Origin of the sequence: Arthrobacter stackebrandtii (genome assembly GCF_017876675.1) — a bacterium.
GTDB lineage: Bacteria > Actinomycetota > Actinomycetes > Actinomycetales > Micrococcaceae > Specibacter > Specibacter stackebrandtii.
In genome coordinates this window covers 1,369,888-1,388,497 of sequence record NZ_JAGIOI010000001.1, presented here as the reverse complement: position 1 = coordinate 1,388,497, position 18,610 = coordinate 1,369,888, and the positions used below count along the sequence as shown (strand labels likewise).

At 66.9% G+C, this 18,610-nt stretch carries 15 protein-coding genes; 7 read left to right on the top strand and 8 right to left on the bottom strand.

Annotated features, from left to right (window positions below):
• The first annotated feature begins 5 nt into the window (after nt 1-5).
• Both JOF48_RS05775 and JOF48_RS05770 read left to right on the top strand, forming a co-directional pair.
• Nucleotides 6-1,088, top strand: coding sequence for a mandelate racemase/muconate lactonizing enzyme family protein (locus JOF48_RS05775; protein ID WP_209678318.1), 1,083 nt, complete (start codon nt 6-8; stop codon nt 1,086-1,088).
• 119 nt (nt 1,089-1,207) lie between these two features.
• Complete coding sequence (locus tag JOF48_RS05770; RefSeq protein ID WP_209678317.1) at nt 1,208-2,659, top strand: aldehyde dehydrogenase (NADP(+)); 1,452 nt, start codon at nt 1,208-1,210, stop codon at nt 2,657-2,659.
• A gap of 93 nt (nt 2,660-2,752) precedes the next feature.
• On the opposite strand, the gene JOF48_RS05765 is transcribed toward JOF48_RS05770, so the two are convergent.
• The 8 genes from JOF48_RS05765 to JOF48_RS05730 all read right to left on the bottom strand — a co-directional run bounded on the left by JOF48_RS05765 (nt 2,753) and on the right by JOF48_RS05730 (nt 13,419).
• Nucleotides 2,753-3,874, bottom strand: coding sequence for a M24 family metallopeptidase (locus JOF48_RS05765; RefSeq protein WP_209678316.1), 1,122 nt, complete (start codon nt 3,872-3,874; stop codon nt 2,753-2,755).
• Nucleotides 3,871-5,865 (bottom strand): DUF6807 family protein, encoded by a 1,995-nt coding sequence (locus JOF48_RS05760; RefSeq protein ID WP_209678313.1) that lies wholly within the window; start codon nt 5,863-5,865, stop codon nt 3,871-3,873. The genes JOF48_RS05765 and JOF48_RS05760 overlap by 4 nt, the downstream gene beginning before the upstream one ends.
• 133 nt (nt 5,866-5,998) lie before the next feature.
• Nucleotides 5,999-7,348, bottom strand: a complete 1,350-nt coding sequence (locus tag JOF48_RS05755) for an ABC transporter substrate-binding protein (protein WP_209678311.1) — start codon at nt 7,346-7,348, stop codon at nt 5,999-6,001.
• A 71-nt stretch (nt 7,349-7,419) separates the two neighbouring features.
• Nucleotides 7,420-8,598 (bottom strand): L-talarate/galactarate dehydratase, encoded by a 1,179-nt coding sequence (locus JOF48_RS05750; RefSeq protein WP_209678309.1) that lies wholly within the window; start codon nt 8,596-8,598, stop codon nt 7,420-7,422.
• A 70-nt stretch (nt 8,599-8,668) separates the two neighbouring features.
• The gene (locus JOF48_RS05745) at nt 8,669-9,976 is read right to left on the bottom strand and encodes an ABC transporter substrate-binding protein (RefSeq protein ID WP_209678307.1); all 1,308 of its coding nucleotides are present in this window, start codon (nt 9,974-9,976) and stop codon (nt 8,669-8,671) included.
• A gap of 75 nt (nt 9,977-10,051) precedes the next feature.
• Nucleotides 10,052-10,894, bottom strand: coding sequence for an alpha/beta hydrolase (locus JOF48_RS05740; RefSeq protein ID WP_209678305.1), 843 nt, complete (start codon nt 10,892-10,894; stop codon nt 10,052-10,054).
• Nucleotides 10,891-12,054, bottom strand: coding sequence for an acetylxylan esterase (locus JOF48_RS05735; protein ID WP_209678303.1), 1,164 nt, complete (start codon nt 12,052-12,054; stop codon nt 10,891-10,893). Before JOF48_RS05735 ends, JOF48_RS05740 begins: the two co-directional genes overlap by 4 nt.
• A 66-nt stretch (nt 12,055-12,120) precedes the next feature.
• A complete protein-coding gene (locus tag JOF48_RS05730; protein ID WP_209678301.1) occupies nt 12,121-13,419 on the bottom strand; it encodes an ABC transporter substrate-binding protein in 1,299 nt (432 codons plus the stop codon).
• Nucleotides 13,420-13,758: 339 nt separating this feature from the next.
• Here JOF48_RS05730 and JOF48_RS05725 point away from each other — a divergent pair, with 339 nt between their 5' ends.
• The 5 genes from JOF48_RS05725 (at nt 13,759) to JOF48_RS05705 (ending at nt 18,544) form a co-directional block, all read left to right on the top strand.
• Nucleotides 13,759-14,703 (top strand): carbohydrate ABC transporter permease, encoded by a 945-nt coding sequence (locus tag JOF48_RS05725; protein ID WP_209678299.1) that lies wholly within the window; start codon nt 13,759-13,761, stop codon nt 14,701-14,703.
• Complete coding sequence (locus JOF48_RS05720; protein WP_209678291.1) at nt 14,696-15,637, top strand: carbohydrate ABC transporter permease; 942 nt, start codon at nt 14,696-14,698, stop codon at nt 15,635-15,637. Before JOF48_RS05725 ends, JOF48_RS05720 begins: the two co-directional genes overlap by 8 nt.
• Before the next feature lie 204 nt (nt 15,638-15,841).
• Entirely contained in the window at nt 15,842-16,852 is a 1,011-nt protein-coding gene (locus tag JOF48_RS05715; protein ID WP_209678289.1) for an acetylxylan esterase, read from the top strand.
• 200 nt (nt 16,853-17,052) lie between these two features.
• A complete protein-coding gene (locus JOF48_RS05710) occupies nt 17,053-18,198 on the top strand; it encodes a 3-deoxy-7-phosphoheptulonate synthase (protein WP_209678286.1) in 1,146 nt (381 codons plus the stop codon).
• A gap of 109 nt (nt 18,199-18,307) precedes the next feature.
• Nucleotides 18,308-18,544, top strand: a complete 237-nt coding sequence (locus JOF48_RS05705) for a helix-turn-helix domain-containing protein (RefSeq protein ID WP_209678284.1) — start codon at nt 18,308-18,310, stop codon at nt 18,542-18,544.
• Nucleotides 18,545-18,610: the final 66 nt, after the last annotated feature.

Here is an 18,610-nt window from a genome sequence, read left to right as displayed (position 1 = left end):
GACCCATGACCGCCAAGATCACGGCCCTGACCACCCGCCTGCTGACGGTGCCGCTGCGCCGCAGCTGGGGGGTGGAGGCACCGGAAAACCACATCATCGCCACCACGGTGGAAACGGACGACGGCGGCACCGGCCACGGGTTCTCCTGGACGCCGACCATCGGGCCCCGGGCAGTCAAGGCACTGTTGGACCATGACATTGCCGGATTCGCCGTTGGCCTTCCCTCCGATCCGGAACCAGTGTGGGACGCATTGTGGCTGCGCCTGCACGAGGCCGGCGGCGGGGGGCTCACCACCATCGCCATGGCGGGGCTGGACCTGGCGCTCTGGGACCTGGCCGCCCGCAACGGGGGTGTTTCGGTGCCGGCATTACTGGGCCAGCGGCACGAATCCGTGGAGGTTTACGGATCCGGCGTGAACCTGCACTACACGCTCGAGGAGCTCGTGGCGCAGGCCGAACGGTGGGTTGCCGCAGGCCACAGCGCAGTGAAGATCAAGGTGGGCAAGCCCGACATCGCCGAGGACGTGGAGCGCGTGGCTGCGGTCCGCAGCGTCATCGGCCCGGACCGTGCCCTGATGATCGACGCCAACCAGCGCTGGGACCTGCCCACCACCATCCGGGCGCTGTCCCGGCTGGAGCAGTTCAACCTGCACTGGCTGGAGGAACCCATCCGCGCCGACGACCTCTGGGCATACCGGCGGCTGCGCAAGCACTCGCCCGTGCCCATCGCCCTGGGCGAGAACGTACACACCATCCAGCGCTTCCGCGACTTCATCGACGCGGAGGCAGCGGACATCATCCAGCCCAACATTGTCCGGGTTGGCGGCATCACCCCGTTCCGCCGGATCGTTGAGCTGGCCCGCACCAACAGCATCGCCGTGGCTCCGCACCTGCTCCCGGAACTGTCCGGGCAGCTGGCGCTGACCCTGGCCAACCCGGTTGCCGTCGAGGACGTGGAAGATGCATCCTTCGAGCAGCTGGGCATCCTGGCAGGACCGTCGCCGGTCACGATCCGGGACAGCCGGCTCTCCGGCACTGGCGTGCCCGGACTGGGCCTGCAGTTCGCCGCAGGCATCCCCGCCCGGTAGGGCATCCGGCGGGGCCCGCGCACCGGCCGGCCCCGCCACCCACAGGGCCACCTGGCACCATCCGCCCGGTCCCAACCGGCCCCTTGTTCCATCCCGACCCCGAAGCAGAGGAACCCTCCGTGCAGACCGCAACGCAAGAACTCCAAGACCTGACCGCCGCCGCCCACACAGCATCCGGCCCGGCAGCTGCCGCCAGCGACGCCGTGCGCGCCTCCTGGCTGCTGGCCGTCGCCGACGCCCTCGACGCCAACGTGGCCGAACTCGTGGAGATTGCCGATTCCGAAACCCGCCTCGGCACCGTCCGGCTCACTGGCGAGGTGGCCCGCACCACCGGCCAGCTGCGCCTGTTCGCGCGCGTCATCACGGAGGGCTCCTACCTGGAAGCCGTGATCGACCACGCCAACCCCGGCGCAACGCCGCCGTCTCCCGACCTGCGCCGCATCCTGCGCCCCGTGGGCCCGGTGGCCGTCTTCTCGGCGTCGAACTTCCCCTTCGCCTTCTCCGTGGCCGGCGGCGACACAGCCTCCGCGCTGGCCGTTGGCTGCCCCGTCATTGTGAAGGCGCACTCCGGCCACCTGGAACTGTCAAAGCGCACCGCCGAGATTGTCACCCAGGCTTTGTCCGACGCCGGTGCTCCCGCCGGCCTGTTCGCGCTGGTCGCCGGCCGCGAGGCAGGGGCTGCGCTGGTGCAGGACCCGCTCATCAAGGCGGTGGGCTTCACCGGGTCCATCCCCGGCGGCCGGGCGCTCTTCGACCTGGCCGTGTCCCGCCCGGAGCCCATCCCGTTCTACGGCGAACTGGGCAGCCTGAACCCCGTGGTCATCACCCCGGCCGCGCTGGCCGCACGCAGCAGCCAGCTCGCGGCCGGGCTTGCAGCGTCCTTCACGATGGGCGCAGGCCAGTTCTGCACCAAGCCGGGCCTCGTTTTCGTTCCGGCGGGCAGCAGCTTTGGCGCCGAGGTCGCGGCGGAGTGCGCCGGCAAGGGGGCTGCGCCCATGCTGACGGACCGCATTGCAGCAGCGTACCCGGCGGGGCTTGCCGGCCTGGCCGCCCAGCCGGGCGTGGACTTGCTCAGCGGCAGCACCGGCCAGGATGCCGAGGCCGACGGGGCCGCGCCCGTGGTCTTCTCGACCACGGCGGCCGGCGTCATAGCGCGCCCGGGGGAGCTGCTGGAGGAGTGCTTCGGCCCCACCACGCTGCTCATTGAATACGCCTCCGACGCGGAACTCGCGCAGGCCCTGGCCCTCGTTCCCGGCAGTCTGACGGCGACCGTGCAGGCTGAGGATGGCGAGGACATCGCAGCCCTCGTGGACCAGCTGACCGGCCTGGCCGGGCGCGTGCTCTTTGGCGGCTGGCCCACCGGCGTGTCCGTGAACTGGGCACAGCAGCACGGCGGGCCCTACCCGGCCACCACATCGCTGTTTACCTCGGTTGGAGCGACGGCGGTGCGCCGCTTCCAGCGCCCCGTTGCCTACCAGGACGCCCCGGAAGCGCTGCTGCCTGAGGCGCTGCGCGAGGCCAACCCGCTGGGCGTTCCCCGCCGCGTGGACGGCGTGCTGCAGTTGGGGTAACTCCTGAAGCGTGAGGACGTGGCAAAGTGGCGAGGACGTGGGAAATTTCCCACGTCCTCGCCACTTTGCCACGTCCTCGGCTTGGTGGGCTCGCTACAGTTGCAGCGTCTGGGGACGCAGGATCCCGTTGACTGTTGTTGCAGGCCAGTGCGGGTCCAGGCTGAGCGGGCGGATGCCGCCTGCCTCCAGAAGCACGGTGTCCTCGATTTTCACGCCGGGACCCGAGGGGTTCCAGGTGAAGGGCTGGTTCAGGACCACGGTGTCCGTGACGGCGTCGGTGGCCCGGGGGTCGCGGCCGGCATACCCGGCCGGCCCGCCCTGGTGGTGCAGGCGCCACTGGTCCGGGCCAAAGCCGTGCCGGTCGTAGGCTGCGCGGATTTCGGCCAGTACTTCTGCGACCGTGGCACCTGGCACCGTGGCATCGAAGATGTCTGCCTCGACGGCGGTGATGCGGGCTTCAGCATCGAGCTCTGCCGGGGTGCCGCCGTCGAACCTCACCCACCGGGTCACGTTGGCGATCATGCCGTCGCGGCGTGCACACACCACAGCCATGGCCCGGCGCCCCAGCACGGCATCCGTGGGCAGGGGGTGGCGGAACGCGACGCGGGAGGCGCCGTTGGCCAGCAGCACCAGCGGGTCGGCCCCGGCGGCAACGAGGTGTCCGGCCAGGGACGCCGCGATGTCGCGCTCGGTGGTCCGGGGCGTGACATGGGTCAGCACCTCCGTCAGGGCCTCCGCAGCGTCGCGGCACAGCGCCTCGTAGCGGTGAAGCTCGCCCGGCAGCAGCGAGCGGCGGGCCAGGCGCAGCGCGTCGGCCAGCTCCGCCTCGGCCGCCGGTGCAACACCCGCGCCGAACCATGCGGAAACGTCCGTCAGGGAACCGTGCCAGGGCACCTCGTGGAGGGTGACATCCGCGGGCAGCTCTTCGGCCGCCAGCCGTTCGGCCTCGTTGTTGAACGTCGCCACGTGGTCGCCGCCGGCCGTGACCAGCACAGCGGCAATGGGGTCCCCGGCCAGGCTGATGCCCACGCGGCTGCCGTCCAGGTACCAGCTGACGGCGCTCTGGCTGGTCAACAGGACGGAGTCCCGGCCCGCAGCGGCAAGGATGTCCAGGACCCGGGCGCGCTTGGCCGCGCGGTCGGCGGCAGACGTGTCAGGAAGGACTGAACCGGGTGCGGCGGTGCTGGTGTCGGCGAGGATTGTTGAGGGGTTCATGCGCGTGTGGTCCAATTCTTGATTTGTTCGTCGGTGGCCAGGCCGTCGGCGATCGTGACGGTCAGGCTCCTGGTCAGTGATTCGCCCGGCGCCAGCACCACCGGGGCGTCCCAGGCCAGGGAAGATCCCACACCCGGGTAGCCGGACGCCCGGACAAACCAGGGGTCGTTGGCTTCGGGCGGGGCGGTGAACACGAGGGTTGCGGGCCGGCCGGCGAAGTCCGCGGACCAGGCCAGCCAGGGGGCGGTGCTGCCGTGCACGGCGTCTTCACCGGACGCCAGCGGAGTTCGGACGTTGATGTTTGCCGCCTCCGGCAGGCGCCAGAAGAAGCCGCCATAGCCGCCGGCTTCCCGGCCGTTGGAGCCGGGGCTGCCCAGGCTGACGGGTTCGCTGCCGGCCGGGGCCAGGGTGAAGGAGAGCCGCAGGGTCCAGGCACCGCCGTCGGCCTGTTCCCAGCTCCAGGAGCGTTCCTCCTGCAGGAGTTCCGCCCCGTCCGGGCCGAACCACGCCAGCCGCTCCGTCCGGGAGGCGCCGTTGTCAACGGATGAAATCCGTTCGATCCGGCCGTGGTCGGGGCGCCAGACGTAGCCGGCTTCTTCGCGCCGATACGTCCGGCCGCCCCAAAAATTCACGCCGTTGACGTCCTGCAGCGCCACGCCGGCACCGAGGTGCCACACGTGGTCCAGGGGCATCGCATCGGTGACGACGGTCCCGCCCATGGTGGAAACCGGGTGCAGGTACGGGCGCGGCGACAGCGTCGGTGCGATCCGGCGGCCGCTGACTTCGCGGGCCACCTCGGTGCCGGAGACCTCAATGGTGTCCGTTGCCCCGGCGGGCCGCGCCCAGGGTGCGCCCAGTTCGGAGAAGGTGGCCTGCGCCGCCGTCGCGCGCGTGATCCAGGCTCCAATGTCCGCTACGACCGGGTGCGCGGCGGTTCCTTCCCCCACCCATTCAATGTGTTCAGGGGCGATCCGGTGCGGGTCGTCCGCGGTGCGCACGGCCTCCAACACGCTCATGAACGCACCGCTGTTTTCCAGAGAGCTCAGCAGCGGCGTGCCGTCTGCGCGGTGGGTGAGCAGGTTCTCCAGGAGGTCGGTGCGCGCGTAGCTTTCGCTGGTGGTGCCCGACTCCGTGGTGATGTCCAGGATGTCTTGCGTGTAGTGGAACACGGCGGTGCCGGCGGTGCCGTGGACGGTGACAAACGGCTCCGTCTGATCCGCTGCGCACACGGTCAGTGCGCTGACGACGGCGGGTCCCTCCTTGGGCGTGATGCGCACCGCGGAGGTGTCGTCGCCTTCGATGTCGTGCGCCCGGTACAGGTCCGTCTCCACGGTTTCGATGGCGTTGGCGGAGCGGATCCCGGCGATGTGCAGGGCCGTGGCCACGGCGTGGGCCAAGGGGTTGGTGGTGACACCGTCCACGACATCCACGCCGTTGATGGTGCGCTTTCCCGCCCAGCGCGAGCGCTGGTAGTAGGCCTTGTCGCGCACCCACGTACCCGTGGCGGAATAGCCGCGGATGGTGCCCAGTCCGCCGTCGGCCATCAGGGCGGCAAGGGCCGGCAGGGCCAGCGAACCCAGCGACTGGAAGCCGATCTGGACGGCCTTGCCGGCGGCCTCGGCGGCCTGGCGGAGTTCGTGGAACTGGGCCATGGATGCGGCCGTGGGCTTTTCCAGGTAGACGTCCGCTCCGGCCGCCAGCGCGGCCAGGCCCAGGGCGGCGTGCGTCTGGATCGGGGTTGCGATGATGACGACGTCGGGGGCGGTTCCGGCGGCGAGCAGCTCCTCGAGGTTGTTGAACACCGCGACCGAGCCTGCCAGCCGGCCGGCCTCCGGCGGGTTGGGGTCAGCGACGGCAACGAGGTCCAGGGCGCCTTGGGCCTGCAGCCTGTCCAGGTTGACGAGGTGGTGGGCGCCGAATCCGTGCACGCCAACCAGTGCGATGCGGGGAAGGGGCGTGCCGATGGCAGCTGAGGGGGCCGTGGTGGTCAAGGGTGGTTCCGTTCTGTCTGTTCGATGCGGAGCGGGTGTGCATGACAAGTTATTGTCCACACTATCCGGTAAGCGCTTTCCAAGGGAAGGGGCCGGCCCCGCCGGTGCCGAATGGCCACGGCGGGGCTCGGGGCTAGCTTCCGAGTGCGGCGTTCATTTCCGTGACGGCGCCGGAGGCCGCGTCGGCGGGGGACTGGCGCTTGAACATGACTTCCGAGGCGTAGCGCTTGATGATGTCCTCCATGGCGCCGGCACCCTTGGGGACCGGCGGCGGCACGGGGCCGAGCTTGTCCTTGATGTTGTCGACGAACTCGATCACCTTGACGTCGGCAGGGGTCAACTTGTCCGCGACGGCGGCGCGGACCACCGTGCTCACCGGCACGCCGCGGTCGGCCAGCAGCGCCTCGCCTGCGGCGGTGCTGTTGGTCAGGAAGTTGATGAACTCTCCAACGGCCTCCGGATTCTTGGTGCGGGCCGATGCCGACCAGAACTGGGATGCCTTGTACCAAAGCTTGGCGTCGGCCGAGGACCCGGTCCTGGATGGGTAATTGAGAATCACCAGTTCCGTTCCGGCGGCGTTCTCCAGCGCGGGCAGCTGGTTGGACCACCAGAAGGACATGGCGGCTTTGCCGGTGGCCGTGGCGCTCTGGTCCAGGGAGGAGGCCTGCTCCTCAATGACTGTCGAGGCGGCCGGGATGGCCTTTGCCTCGGCGAGCTCGATGAGGAACGCCAGCCAGCTTTCCATGTCGCCGGGGGCAAAGCCGAGCGTGCCGTCCGTCGAGTAAAATTCCTTGCCGTTCTGCCGCAGCCACACGTTGAGGGAAGCCTGGTCTGCGCTGTATGCGGTGGAACCGGTGATGCCGTCTGCTGACTTTGCCGTCACTTCAGCGGCAATGTTCTTGTAGTCCTCCCATGTCCACGTCTGGTCGTCCGGCATGGACACGCCGGCGGCTTCAAACACCTTGGGGTTGGCGATGATGGTGGCGGCGTTGATTCCGGCGGGGATGCCTGTCAGGCCGGCATCGTTTTGCCCGGCCTTGAGGACGTCGGGAACCAGGTTGGTGGTGTCCACGCCGTACTTGGACAAGTCCAGCAGTGCGCCTCGTGAGGAGTATTCGGCAATGTACTTTTCATCCATCTGGATCACGTCGGGGGAGTCGTTGCCTGCCGTCTGGGTGGCTAGCTTGTCCCAGTAGCCGCTCCAGTCGCCGTACTCCGGCTTGATCTTGATGTCGGGGGCTTCAGCTTCAAACGCCGATATGGCCGCGGTCGTTACCTTGACCCGGCCGTCCGACCCCCACCAGCTGAAGCGCAGTTCCGCCTGCCCGTCGGCGTTGGTTGCCGGGCCGCCGGAACCGCATGCCGCCAGCGCCAGGGACATGGTCGTGGCAACGGCGGCTGCGCCGAACAGGCGGTGGAAACCGCGGCGGGAAAGCCCGGGTTCGGGGGCGGGTGTTGCGGTGTTGCTTGCAATGAATGACATGGGTGCTTCCAATCGTCGTTGACTGACTTGAATCGGTTGACTGTGGTGTGCAGGCGGGGTGTTGCTGGTGCTCAGGAGCGGCCCGGCCCGCCGAATTCTGCGGTGGCCACGGTCCAGGCGCGGGCTTGTTCGGTGAGCGTGATGCCCAGTCCCGGACGGTCGGGGACGAGCATGCGTCCGTCCCTGGTCTCGAGCCGCTCGTTGAACAACGGTTCGAGCCAGTCGAAGTGCTCCACCCAGGGTTCGCGCGGGTATGCGGCGGCAAGGTGGAGGTGGATCTCCATGGCAAAGTGCGGGGCCAGGTCGAGTCCGGCGTGGTCGGCCAGGGCTGCGAGTTTCAGGAATTGGGTGATGCCGCCAATCCGCGGGGCGTCCGGCTGGATGATGTCGGCTGACTTGTGCCGGATCAGTTCCCAGTGCTCGGCCACGCTGGCCAGCATTTCACCCGTTGCAATCGGGGTGTCGAGGGCGGCTGCCAGATCGGCGTGGCCCACGGCGTCATAGGCGTCCAGGGGCTCCTCGATCCAGGCGAGGTTGTACTGTTCCAGGATCCGGCCCATGTGCGTTGCGGTGGTCCTGTCCCATTGCTGGTTGGCGTCGACCATGAGCGGGACGGACCCGCCCAGCCGCTCGTGGACGGCGGCAACTCGGGCCAGGTCCACGGCTGCGTCGGGGTGGCCCACCTTGATCTTGATGCCGCCGATTCCGTTGGCCACCGTGGCGTCGGCATTGTCCAGCACCTGTTCCAGCGGGGTGTGCAGGAATCCGCCGGAGGTGTTGTAGCAGCGCACGGAATCCCGGTGGGCGCCCAGCAGCTTGGCGAGGGGGAGGTTGGCGCGCTTGGCTTTCACGTCCCACAGGGCGATGTCCATGGATGCGATGGCCTGGGTGGCCAGCCCGGACCTGCCGACCGAGGCGCCGGCCCAGGCCAGCTTCGTCCAAAGTCGCTGGATGTCGTTGGCGTCCTCGCCCAGAAGCTCTCCGGCAATCTCCCGTGCATGGGCAAATTGGCCGGGGCCGCCGGCGCGTTTTGAGTAGCTGAATCCGATTCCTTCCGTACCGTCTGCGGTGCGCAGTTCGGTGAACAGGAAAATGACCTCGGTCATGGGCTTCTGCCGGCCGGTGAAGACCTTGGCGTCGCTGACGGGGACTGCCAGCGGCAGGGCCACTGAGGACAGCCTGATCCATTCAATCCGACTGCCGGTCAAGGTGCTGGAGGGTTGTGTGCGTGGTGGGGTGAGCAGTGACATTGTTGTTCCTTTACTCGGTGGGGCCGTTCTCCGGGATTTGGCGGTGTGCCGGCATGCCGGCGGCGGGCGGCTACTTCCGGGCGGAATCCAGCATGGCCTGGGCTTCGGTGGTGAATGCCGCGGCTGCCTGCTCCGGTGTGAGCCTGTCAAAGAGCACGTCCGTTGTGGCGCGGATGATTGCTTCCTGGATGCCGCTGGCACCCACGGGCGGGATGGGCGGTGCCTGGTTGATGTCGGGCTTGATGTCCGCCAGGAATTTCACCACGGCAGTGTCCGCGGGCTTCAGGGCCGGTGTGATGGCGGCCAGCACCTCGCTGTTGGTGGGGATGCCGCGGTCGGTCATGAGGATCTTTCCGGCGTCGACGTTGTTCAGCAGGTAGTCCACGAACTTTCCGGCCGCCTCCGGGTTCTTGGACTGGGAAGAGACGGACCAGTACATGGTGGGCTTGAAGTACATGCCGTTGTCCGCGGCGGAGCCGTCGAGGCTCGGTGCGCGCAGCATCTTGACTTCACTGCCCGTGGCACTTTCCAGTGAGGCCAGCTGATTGGTCCAGCTCCACCCCATGGCCAGCCGGTTGGTGCCGAAGAGGCTGTTTTCCAGGCTGGCCGAGGAATCCTCGCTTTGGATGCTGGCCGGCGGGCTGGCGCCGTTGTCGCGCTGGAGCTTGAGTTGTTCCCAGAACTTTGCCGCCGTCTCCTCCTTGAAGCCAAGCTCCCCGTCCGCGGTGTAGAGCTGCTCGCCGTGCTGGCCCAGCCAGATGATGAGGCTCGACTCATTGTTTCCGTACGACGCCCCGTAAAGCGTTCCCTTGCCGGCCCCGGAGATTGTGGCGGCGAGTTTCGTGTAGTCGTCCCAGGTCCAGGTCAGGTCGTCGGGCAGTTCCACCCCGGCCTCCTTGAACACGGCGGTGTTGGCCATGACCACCAGTGCGTTTTGGCCCGTGCTGAATCCGTACTGCTTGCCGGAGTACTGTCCCGTGGCCAGTGCCTCCTTGTCGATCTTGGAGGTGTCCACACCCAGGGTGGACAGGTCCATGAGGGCGCCGCGGCCGCCGTATTCTGCAATGTACTTTTGGTCCATCTGGATGACGTCGGGGGAATCCTTGCCGGCAGTGACTGTTGCGAGCTTGTCCCAATAGCTGCCCCATTCTCCGGGGCGCGGGTGGATGGTGACGGTGGAGTTTTCCGCTTCAAAGGCGGCTGTCACCTCGTTGGTCTGTGCGTTGAGAAAGTCGTTGCCCCACCATGCGAAGGACAGCGTGGTGCTGCCGTCGGCCGATGTGCCCGGTTCGGCCCCGCAGGCCGTTGCAAACAGGCCCACCGCAGCGGTGCCCAACAGGAGCTGCCCGAACTGGCGTCGGTTGATTGTGGATTTCATGGTGCCTTCTTCCAATGCAAAAGGGATGGAAAGGGGGAAACGCAGAACTCAAATTCGGGCCGGGCCGGCCAAGGCTCAGCCCGGGCCGTTCAGCCAGCCCCGGCCGGCCAGCCAGTTCCGGCACAGCCGGGCCCAGTCGGCGGCCGCGTGTCGGCCGCCGGGTTCATTGACGGCCAGGCCCATGCCGTGCCTGCCGTGGGGGAAGACGTGCAGCTCGAACGGCACGCCGTGGCGGGCCAGGGCCGCTGCGTGGGACAGCGAGTTTTCCACGGGGACGGCTCCGTCGTCGGCGGTGTGCCAGAGAAATGTTGGCGGGGTCGCGCCGTCCACGGCATGTTCCGCGGACAGCGCCCGCCGCCGGTCGAGCGCCGCGTCCGGACCCAACAGTGCCGCAACGGAGCCTTCGTGGGTGTGCGACACCATGGAAACCACCGGATAGCAGAGCACCGCCAAGTCGGGGCGGGCGGCGGCCGGGCCGGCATCGGCGCCCGTCGAAATCGTGGCGGCAAGGTGGCCGCCGGCAGAGAAGCCGATAACACCGATCCGGGAGCTGTCCACGGCCAGTCCGGAGTCCCCGCCGCGCAGCCAGGCCAGGACCGAGCGCGCGTCCTGCAGCGGCGCCGGGTGCAGCACATCGACGGGAGAATCGCCTGCGATGCTGTACTTCAACACGACGGCGTTGATGCCGAGCGTGTTCAGCCACTCCGCCACGTCACGGCCCTCGTGGTCGGCATGGTGCCGGTAGCCGCCGCCGGGGAGCACCATGAAGACGGGGCGCCCGGCAAGGTTTGCCGGGCAGAATGCCTCGACATGGCGGAGGTTGCCCTCCTGCCGCCTTTCTTCAGGCACGACGCCGGACCCGGTCACCGTGAAGTGCCGGGCCGCATCTGCGGGTGCCTTGGCCTGCGGCAGGTTCATGCGGTCCTCTTCGTGGTGGCTGGCGTGGCTGATGCGGGCGCAAGGGCATCGCGGAGAAAGGCGAAAGCCTCCTCCTGCATGGGGATGGTGAATTCGTGGCCCCCGGGCCAGAAGGTGCCCGTGTAGCGGCCGGAGGGGTGGAGGTCATCCAGCATCTTGTTGGCGGCGCGCATGCCGGCGGCCGGAAACAGATCATCCTCGAGGGCGTACTGGACCAGAAAGCGGGCGGCATCCGGGAGGGCCGTGAACTCAGGCCATTCGCCCAGGCGTGCCAGCCCCGGGGTCTGAAGGAGCCAGGAATGGGCGTCCAGATAGGCGGGAAAGAGCGAATCAAACGTGGTCATCATGGCGGTCACCGAGTAGCTGCGAATTGCCGGGGACAGCGCTGCCAGCACCAGGGCGCGTCCGCCGCCGCCAGAAAATCCGAGGCAGCCCAGCCGTGACGGGTCGACCCCGGGAAGGGACGCCAGGACGCCAAGTGCGGCCAGGTCGTCGTGGGCCACCGTGCCGGCCAGGCTGGTTCCGGCCAGCCCGGCCGCCTTGGCCACGGTGTCCTCATGGAAGGCCGCCGCGGCGTTGTAGGCCTCGGCCGCACCCGGTGTGCGGCACTGTTCCCGCCACTGCGCCTCACGTCCGGCCAGGGCATCGGCCGTGCGCCACGGGGGAGCCTCAAGGGTGAAGCGGCGGCTGCCCCATGAAAATGTGTCATGGGCCAGGACGGCAAAACCCTCGCGGGCCAGCTCCGTCGCCAGCGCCCGGCCGCCGTACAAATCGTGGCGGCGGGGATCGCTGTCCACGCCGGGCTCAGTGCGGCCCGGCGGGAACTCCACGAGCCGGCTGGCACCCGTGTATTTGTCGCCGGCGTGGCAGTGCAGGGCCAGCACCGCGGGAAGCGGCCCGGCAGTGCCGGCGGGCTTCACCAGCCATGCCCGCGTGCGCGGCCCAAAGCCCAACTGCCAGCTGAGCGCGGTGGTGGTGACGCCGTCGTGCGTCCCTTCCCACTCAACGGTGGGGGACACCTCATCCGGGGGAGCTGGCACGCCAAGCACGCCGGCCAGCGCCCGCGAGCGGGGCGGGACGTCCGCCGTCGGGCGGGACCGGACATAGGCGGGCCAGTCCTCATAGCCGGGGATGGCGCTGGGCCGTTCGGGGAATGCCACGATGTTGCCTTTCAACAGTGGGGAGGGCCGGGCGCCTGGTGGCAGGCGCCCGGCCCGGCGGTGTCGCTACTTGGTGAGGTTCAGGTTGACTTCCTCGACAAATTTCGCGGCGCCCTGGTCTACAGTGGCCTTCTCAAAGAGGACATCCGTCATGTTGCGGTTCAGGATCTCCATGGTGGCGGAGGAGCCCGCCGGGAAGGGTGTGGGCGGGGTCAGTTTCATTTCCGCAATGCGGTCCAGGTAGGCGGCTTCCTTGACCTGGTTTTCATTGAGCAGCGGCTTCACCGCCTCGCGGACGTCGAGGTTGGCGGGCATGCCGCGGTCGCTCTTGATCAGTTCACCGGCTTCCGTGCTGTTGACCAGGAAGTCCACAAACTTTGCCGCTGCCGCCGTGTTCTTGGACTTGGCGGAGATGGCGTATTCCATGGACGAGCGCAGCCAGGCGCCGCCCTGGACCGACTCGCCGGGGAGCTTGGCAATGATCAGGTCCTTGGAAGAATATGAGTTGAGCTGGTTGCTCCAGGAGACCTTCATCCCCTGCTTTCCCTGGCCCAGGAGCGTCTGCTCGGGCTGGGCCGAGGTGTCCTCCACAACCTGGGAGGCGCTGGGGGAGCCGCCGGACTTTTGCAGGTCCAGGTTCATCTGCAGCCAGTCCGCGACGCGGGCATCGCTGATGCCCAGCTTCGAGCCGTCTGCGGTGTACAGCGGCTCGCCGCCCTGCCGGGCCCAGACGGCCAGGAAGGAGTCATTGGCCATGGGCGTGGTGCCAAAGGTGCCTGTCGGGGAGCCCTCGGTGATCTTGGCGGAGATCTCCTTGTAGTCGTCCCAGGTCCAGCTGTCATCCTTGGGAAGCTCGACGCCGGCCGCCTCGAAGACTGCGGGGTCCAGGACCATGGACATCGAGTTCACGCCAGCGGTAATGGTGTACTGCTTGTCGTTGATCTGGCCCAGTTCCACAGTGCCGGGGGCGAACTTGGAGGTGTCGATGGGCTCCTTGAGCGTGTCCAGGTCCAGAAGTACGCCGCGGCTGGAGTATTCGCTGGGATAGGAGCCGCTCATGGTCAGGACGTCCGGGGTGTCGCCGCCGGCAACCTGCGTGGCCATTTTGTCCCAGTAGGAGCTGAACTCGGTGCTTTCACCCTTGACCTTGATGCCCGGGTTCTCTGCCTCGAAGGCCTTTATGACCTCAAAAGTCGTCTTGGCGCGGGCATCATTGCCCCACCAGGCAAAGCGGATGGTCACCGGATCGGCTGCCGTGCCCTCCTTTTCAGGGGAACTGGATGCTCCGCATCCTGTGAGCACCAGGGCGGCTGCCGCCAGTGCCGACGTTGCAAGGACGGCCTGCCGTTTGAGCTGAAACTTCATTGTTCAACCTCTCATGGGTGCGAATCTGCACTCTTGGGGCCCTTGTGGCGCCGGTCACAGAAAACGCTTTCTCGAAATTTACCAAACGGGCTGTACAGACGTCAAGAAAACGTTTACTTTGGAATTAGTCACTTCGATCTTGTGGTGTGGGTCTCGCTCATTTGGGGCCTTCCGGCTCGGCCGGCCACCATCGCACAAACGCCAAGTCTAGTGAAAATCTGTCAAAAATTCCCCGCCCACGTAACCAAAGGAGGTTCGCATGCTGGTCCACGACCGAGGCGATGCTGCCCGCACCGCAGGCATGTTTGATGCCGGGACAATGCCGAAGGGGGCTCAGCCATGAGTGCCCTGGGTGAACTTTCCAAGATCAAGCGCCGCACCGCGCCCAAGACCGCGGAAGAGAAGAAGGCCGACCGGCGCGACAACAAGGCGGCGTACATCTTCCTGTTGCCGTGGATCATCGGCCTGGCCTTCATCACCGTGGGCCCGATGCTTGCATCGCTCTACTTGTCCTTTACGGACTACAACCTGCTGCAGTCCCCGAACTGGATCGGGCTGGACAACTTTGCCCGCATGTTGAAGGACACGAGGCTGCACAACTCCCTCGGTGTCACATTCACATATGTCTTGGTGGGTGTCCCCATCCAGCTGGCAGTTGCGCTGCTGATCGCCCTGGTTCTGGACAAGGGCATCCGGGGGCTGCCGTTCTACCGTTCCGTGTTCTACCTGCCCTCTCTGTTGGGCGGCTCCGTCGCCATCGCGATTTTGTGGAAGCAGATCTTCGGCACCACGGGCCTGGTCAACCAGCTGCTGGCGTTGATTGGGATTCAGGGGCCAGGCTGGATCTCCGATCCCAGCACGGCCTTGGGGTCCATCATCCTGCTGCATGTGTGGACGTTTGGCGCCCCAATGATCATCTTCCTGGCCGGGCTGCGCCAGATTCCCGCCATGTACTACGAGGCGGCAGATGTAGACGGCGCGTCAACGTGGCAGAAATTCATCAAGATCACGATCCCGTTGCTGAGCCCCATCATCTTCTTCAACCTGGTGCTGCAGATCATTGGCGCCTTCCAGTCCTTCACCCAGGCGTTCATTGTCTCCGGCGGCAGCGGCGGGCCCTCGGATTCAACCATGTTCTTCACGCTTTACCTCTACCAAAAAGGCTTCGGCCAGTTCGACATGGGCTACGCATCCGCCATGGCATGGGTGCTGCTGGTCATTATCGGGGCCTTCACCGCCATCAACTTCGTCGCGTCTAAGTATTGGGTGTTCTACGATGACTAACCTGCAAACCGTCTCCAAGGACGCCTCAGTGTCCAATGCTGTGCCAGAGGCTCCGCGCAAGAAGCGGCGTGTCCGCGAATCCAGGGGCACCCTGGCCTTCAGCCGGAAGGCGCGCAGCCGCGCCTTCATCAAGCATGTCCTGCTGATCATCAGCGGTTCGGTCATGATCTATCCGCTCCTCTGGATGGTGGTCTCATCACTGCGGCCGGACGACCTCATCTTCAAGGACCCCGGGTTGTGGCTCAACACCCTGGACCTGAGCAACTACACCAACGGCTGGAATGCGCTGACGCACCCCTTCGGCCACTACATGATCAACTCCGCGATCGTCGTCATCGGCTGCATCCTGGGAAACCTGATTTCCTGCTCCATGGCCGCCTACGCCTTTGCCCGGTTGAAGTTCACCGCCAGCACACTGCTCTTTGGCGTCATGCTGCTGACCATCATGCTGCCGTTCCACGTGGTGATCGTCCCCCAGTACGTGCTGTTCTCACAGATCGGCTGGGTCAACACCTTCTGGCCGCTGATTGTGCCCAAGCTGCTGGCGACGGATGCGTTCTTCGTGTTCCTGATGGTGCAGTTCATCCGCGGCATCCCCAAGGACCTGGACGAGGCCGCCCGCATTGACGGGGCCGGCCACCCCCGCATCTTCCTGCGGGTGATCCTGCCACTGATGGTCCCTGCCCTGGCCACCACCACGATCTTCACGTTCATCTGGACCTGGAACGACTTCTTCGGCGCCCTGATCTACCTGACGGATCCGGACATGTTCACCGTTCCCGTGGCCCTGCGCGCCTTTGTCGACTCGCAGGCCGGCACGAGCTGGGGTTCCCTCTTCGCAATGTCGATCGTGTCCCTGCTGCCCGTGTTCCTGATCTTCCTGTTCGGCCAGCGCTACCTCATCAAGGGCATCGCCACCACAGGCATCAAGTAGCACCCGCCGCCACGCCGAATCCGGCATGGCCAGTGTCTGGCTGTCCGCGAACCCGCAATGTTTGTCCTGGTGGAACGTCCATCGGGGCGGGCGGTGCGGGTTCGCGGCGGCATGCGGGGCGCCCGCGGGATGGACATAGGATGTTCAAAACGGACCAGCGCGCCCTGCCACCTGCCGCGCCCGACCAGAAACGGACACCCAGCAATGCCCCTTTTTGACCTGCCCCCGGCACAGCTTCGCAGCTACGAATCTGACCTCACGGAGCCTGCAGACTTTGACGCCTTTTGGGACGCCACGATCGCGGAGGCCCGTGCATTCCCCCTCGCCGCCACGTTCATGCCGGTCGAGAACATGCTGACCGTCATCGACAGCTTCGATGTCACGTTCGCCGGATTCGGAGGCGACCCGGTCAAGGGCTGGCTGCACCTGCCCGCCAACCGCGCCCGCGGTGAGAAGCTGCCCGTGGTGGTCCAATACATCGGTTACTCCGGCGGACGCGGCCTGGTCCAGCAAGACACCGGCTGGGCCCAGGCCGGTTACGCCCACTTCATCATGGACACCCGCGGCCAGGGCTACGGCGGCCTGCTCGGCGACACCCCGGACCCGCACGCGTCCGCCGGCGGCACTGCCCATCCGGGGCTGATGACCCGCGGCATCGACAGCCGCGAGGACTACTACTACCGCCGCGCCTACGTGGACTCGTTCCGCGCCATCGAGGCCGCGCAGGCCCACCCGGAAATCGACCCCGGAAGGGTCATCGTCAGCGGCATCAGCCAGGGCGGCGGCCTGACCATCGCCGCCTCCGGCCTTGCCGCGGGCCGGCTCGACGGCGTCATTGCCGTCATGCCCGACGTCCCCTTCCTGCAGGACTTCCCCCGCTCCATCGACATTGCGGGCCGCGGCCCCTACCCGGAAATCGCCACCTACCTCAAGCGCCGCCGCCACGACTATGACGCCGCCCTTGAGGTGCTGAACTATTTCGACGGCGTCCACCTCGCCCGCCGCTGCACCGCCCCGGCGCTCTACTCGGCCGCCGGCCAGGACGACATCTGCCCGCCGTCCACCGTTTACGGCTCCTTCAACGCCTACGGCTCCGCCGCACCCGTGCAGCCGGGCAAGGACATTGAGTACTACCGCTTCAACAACCATGAGGGCGGGCAGGAGCACCAGTGGATCCGGCAGCTGCGTTACGTGGCCGATTTGCTCGCCGGATAAGTCCGGGCATATGGTGAGGGCATGACAAACCGTTGGTATGCGTATTTTTCGTTGGCTCTGGAGGGGCCCGCGTCTAACTGACACGCATCCAACTTTCCTTCAGAGCCAACAGGACAGAGAAATTCTTTCTCTGTCCTTCGCCATTTCCGGCGGGTTTCTGACAAGGGGCTCGCTGCCACCCCACCAAAGGAAAATTCTCCATGAGCATCACAGCAGCCGTCGACAACGCAGCCACCGAAAACACCGCCGCGGCACACGCAAAGCCCACGGCCAACCTGCGCATCAGCCAGTTCACCGAGCTCCCGTCACCTGCCCAGCTGGCGCAAAAGCTGCCGCTGGACGCAACGAGCAGCAACGTCGTCGAACGCGGCCGCGACCAGGTCCGTGCCATCATGGACGGCCTCGACGACAGGCTCCTGGTGGTGGTGGGGCCGTGCTCCATCCACGATCCCGAAGCCGGGCTGGAGTACGCCCGACGGCTGGCCGAAACCGCCAAGGCGCACGAGGAGGACCTGCTCATTGTCATGCGGGCATACTTCGAAAAGCCGCGCACCACGGTGGGCTGGAAGGGCCTGATCAACGACCCCAACCTCGACGGCAGCCACGACGTTGCCAAGGGCCTGGAAATGGCGCGGCAGTTCCTGCTGGCGGTGTCCCAGCTCGGCATGCCCACCGGCACCGAATTCCTGGAGCCGATCAGCCCCCAGTACACGGCCGACCTGATCTCCTGGGGCGCCATCGGGGCCCGCACCACGGAAAGCCAGATCCACCGCCAGCTCAGCTCCGGCCTGTCGATGCCGATCGGCTTCAAGAACGGCACCGACGGGGACCTCCAGGTGGCGCTCGACGCCTGCAACGCCGCGAGTGCACCGCAGTCGTTCCTCGGGATTGACGGCGAAGGCCGCGCCTCGCTGGTTGCCACGGCCGGAAACCAGGACACCCACGTGATCCTGCGCGGTGGCCGCAAGGGCCCGAACTACAGGGCCGCCGACGTCGCGGACGCCTCCGCGAAGGCCGCCGCCGGCAGTGTCAACCCTCGCCTGATCGTGGACGCCAGCCACGCGAACTCCGGCAAGAGCCACCACCGCCAGGCCGAGGTCGCCCTGGAAATCGGCGCGCAGCTCGAAGCCGGCGACGCCTCTGCACACACCATCGCCGGCGTGATGCTGGAAAGCTTCCTGGTGGGCGGCGCCCAGAACCTGGACGTGGACCAGGTCGCCGCCGGCCAGGCAGCACTGGTGTACGGCCAGTCCGTCACGGACGCCTGCATGGACTGGGACGTCACGGCTGATGTGCTGGCCAACCTGGCCCGCAGCTCGCGCGCCCGCCGGACCGCGTCACACTAGAGAACAACTTTCACATGGGCACCTTCTGCCCCTACAGTATCCTTAGGAGCAGAGGGTGCCGCGCGCCGAGGCCGGCCCTTCCCGAGTGAATCGAACATCGAGGACAGCCATGACCCAGGAGCAAGAATTCTCCAACGTTAATTTCCTGACCGTGCAGGAAGTCGCCGAGCTCATGCGCGTGTCCAAGATGACCGTCTACCGCATGGTGCATGCCGGGGAACTGCCGGCCGTCCGGTTCGGGCGGTCCTACCGCGTCCCGGCCAACGCCGTCGAGAGCTATCTGCGCGGGGCCGTGGTGGATGGCACAGGGACGCATGGAACCTCCGGTTCGGCGCATACAGGGTAAAGGCGGTACCCTAGGAAAGATCCATTTTCGGCTTTGACCGATTCCTGAGATCGGTCGACCTAATCG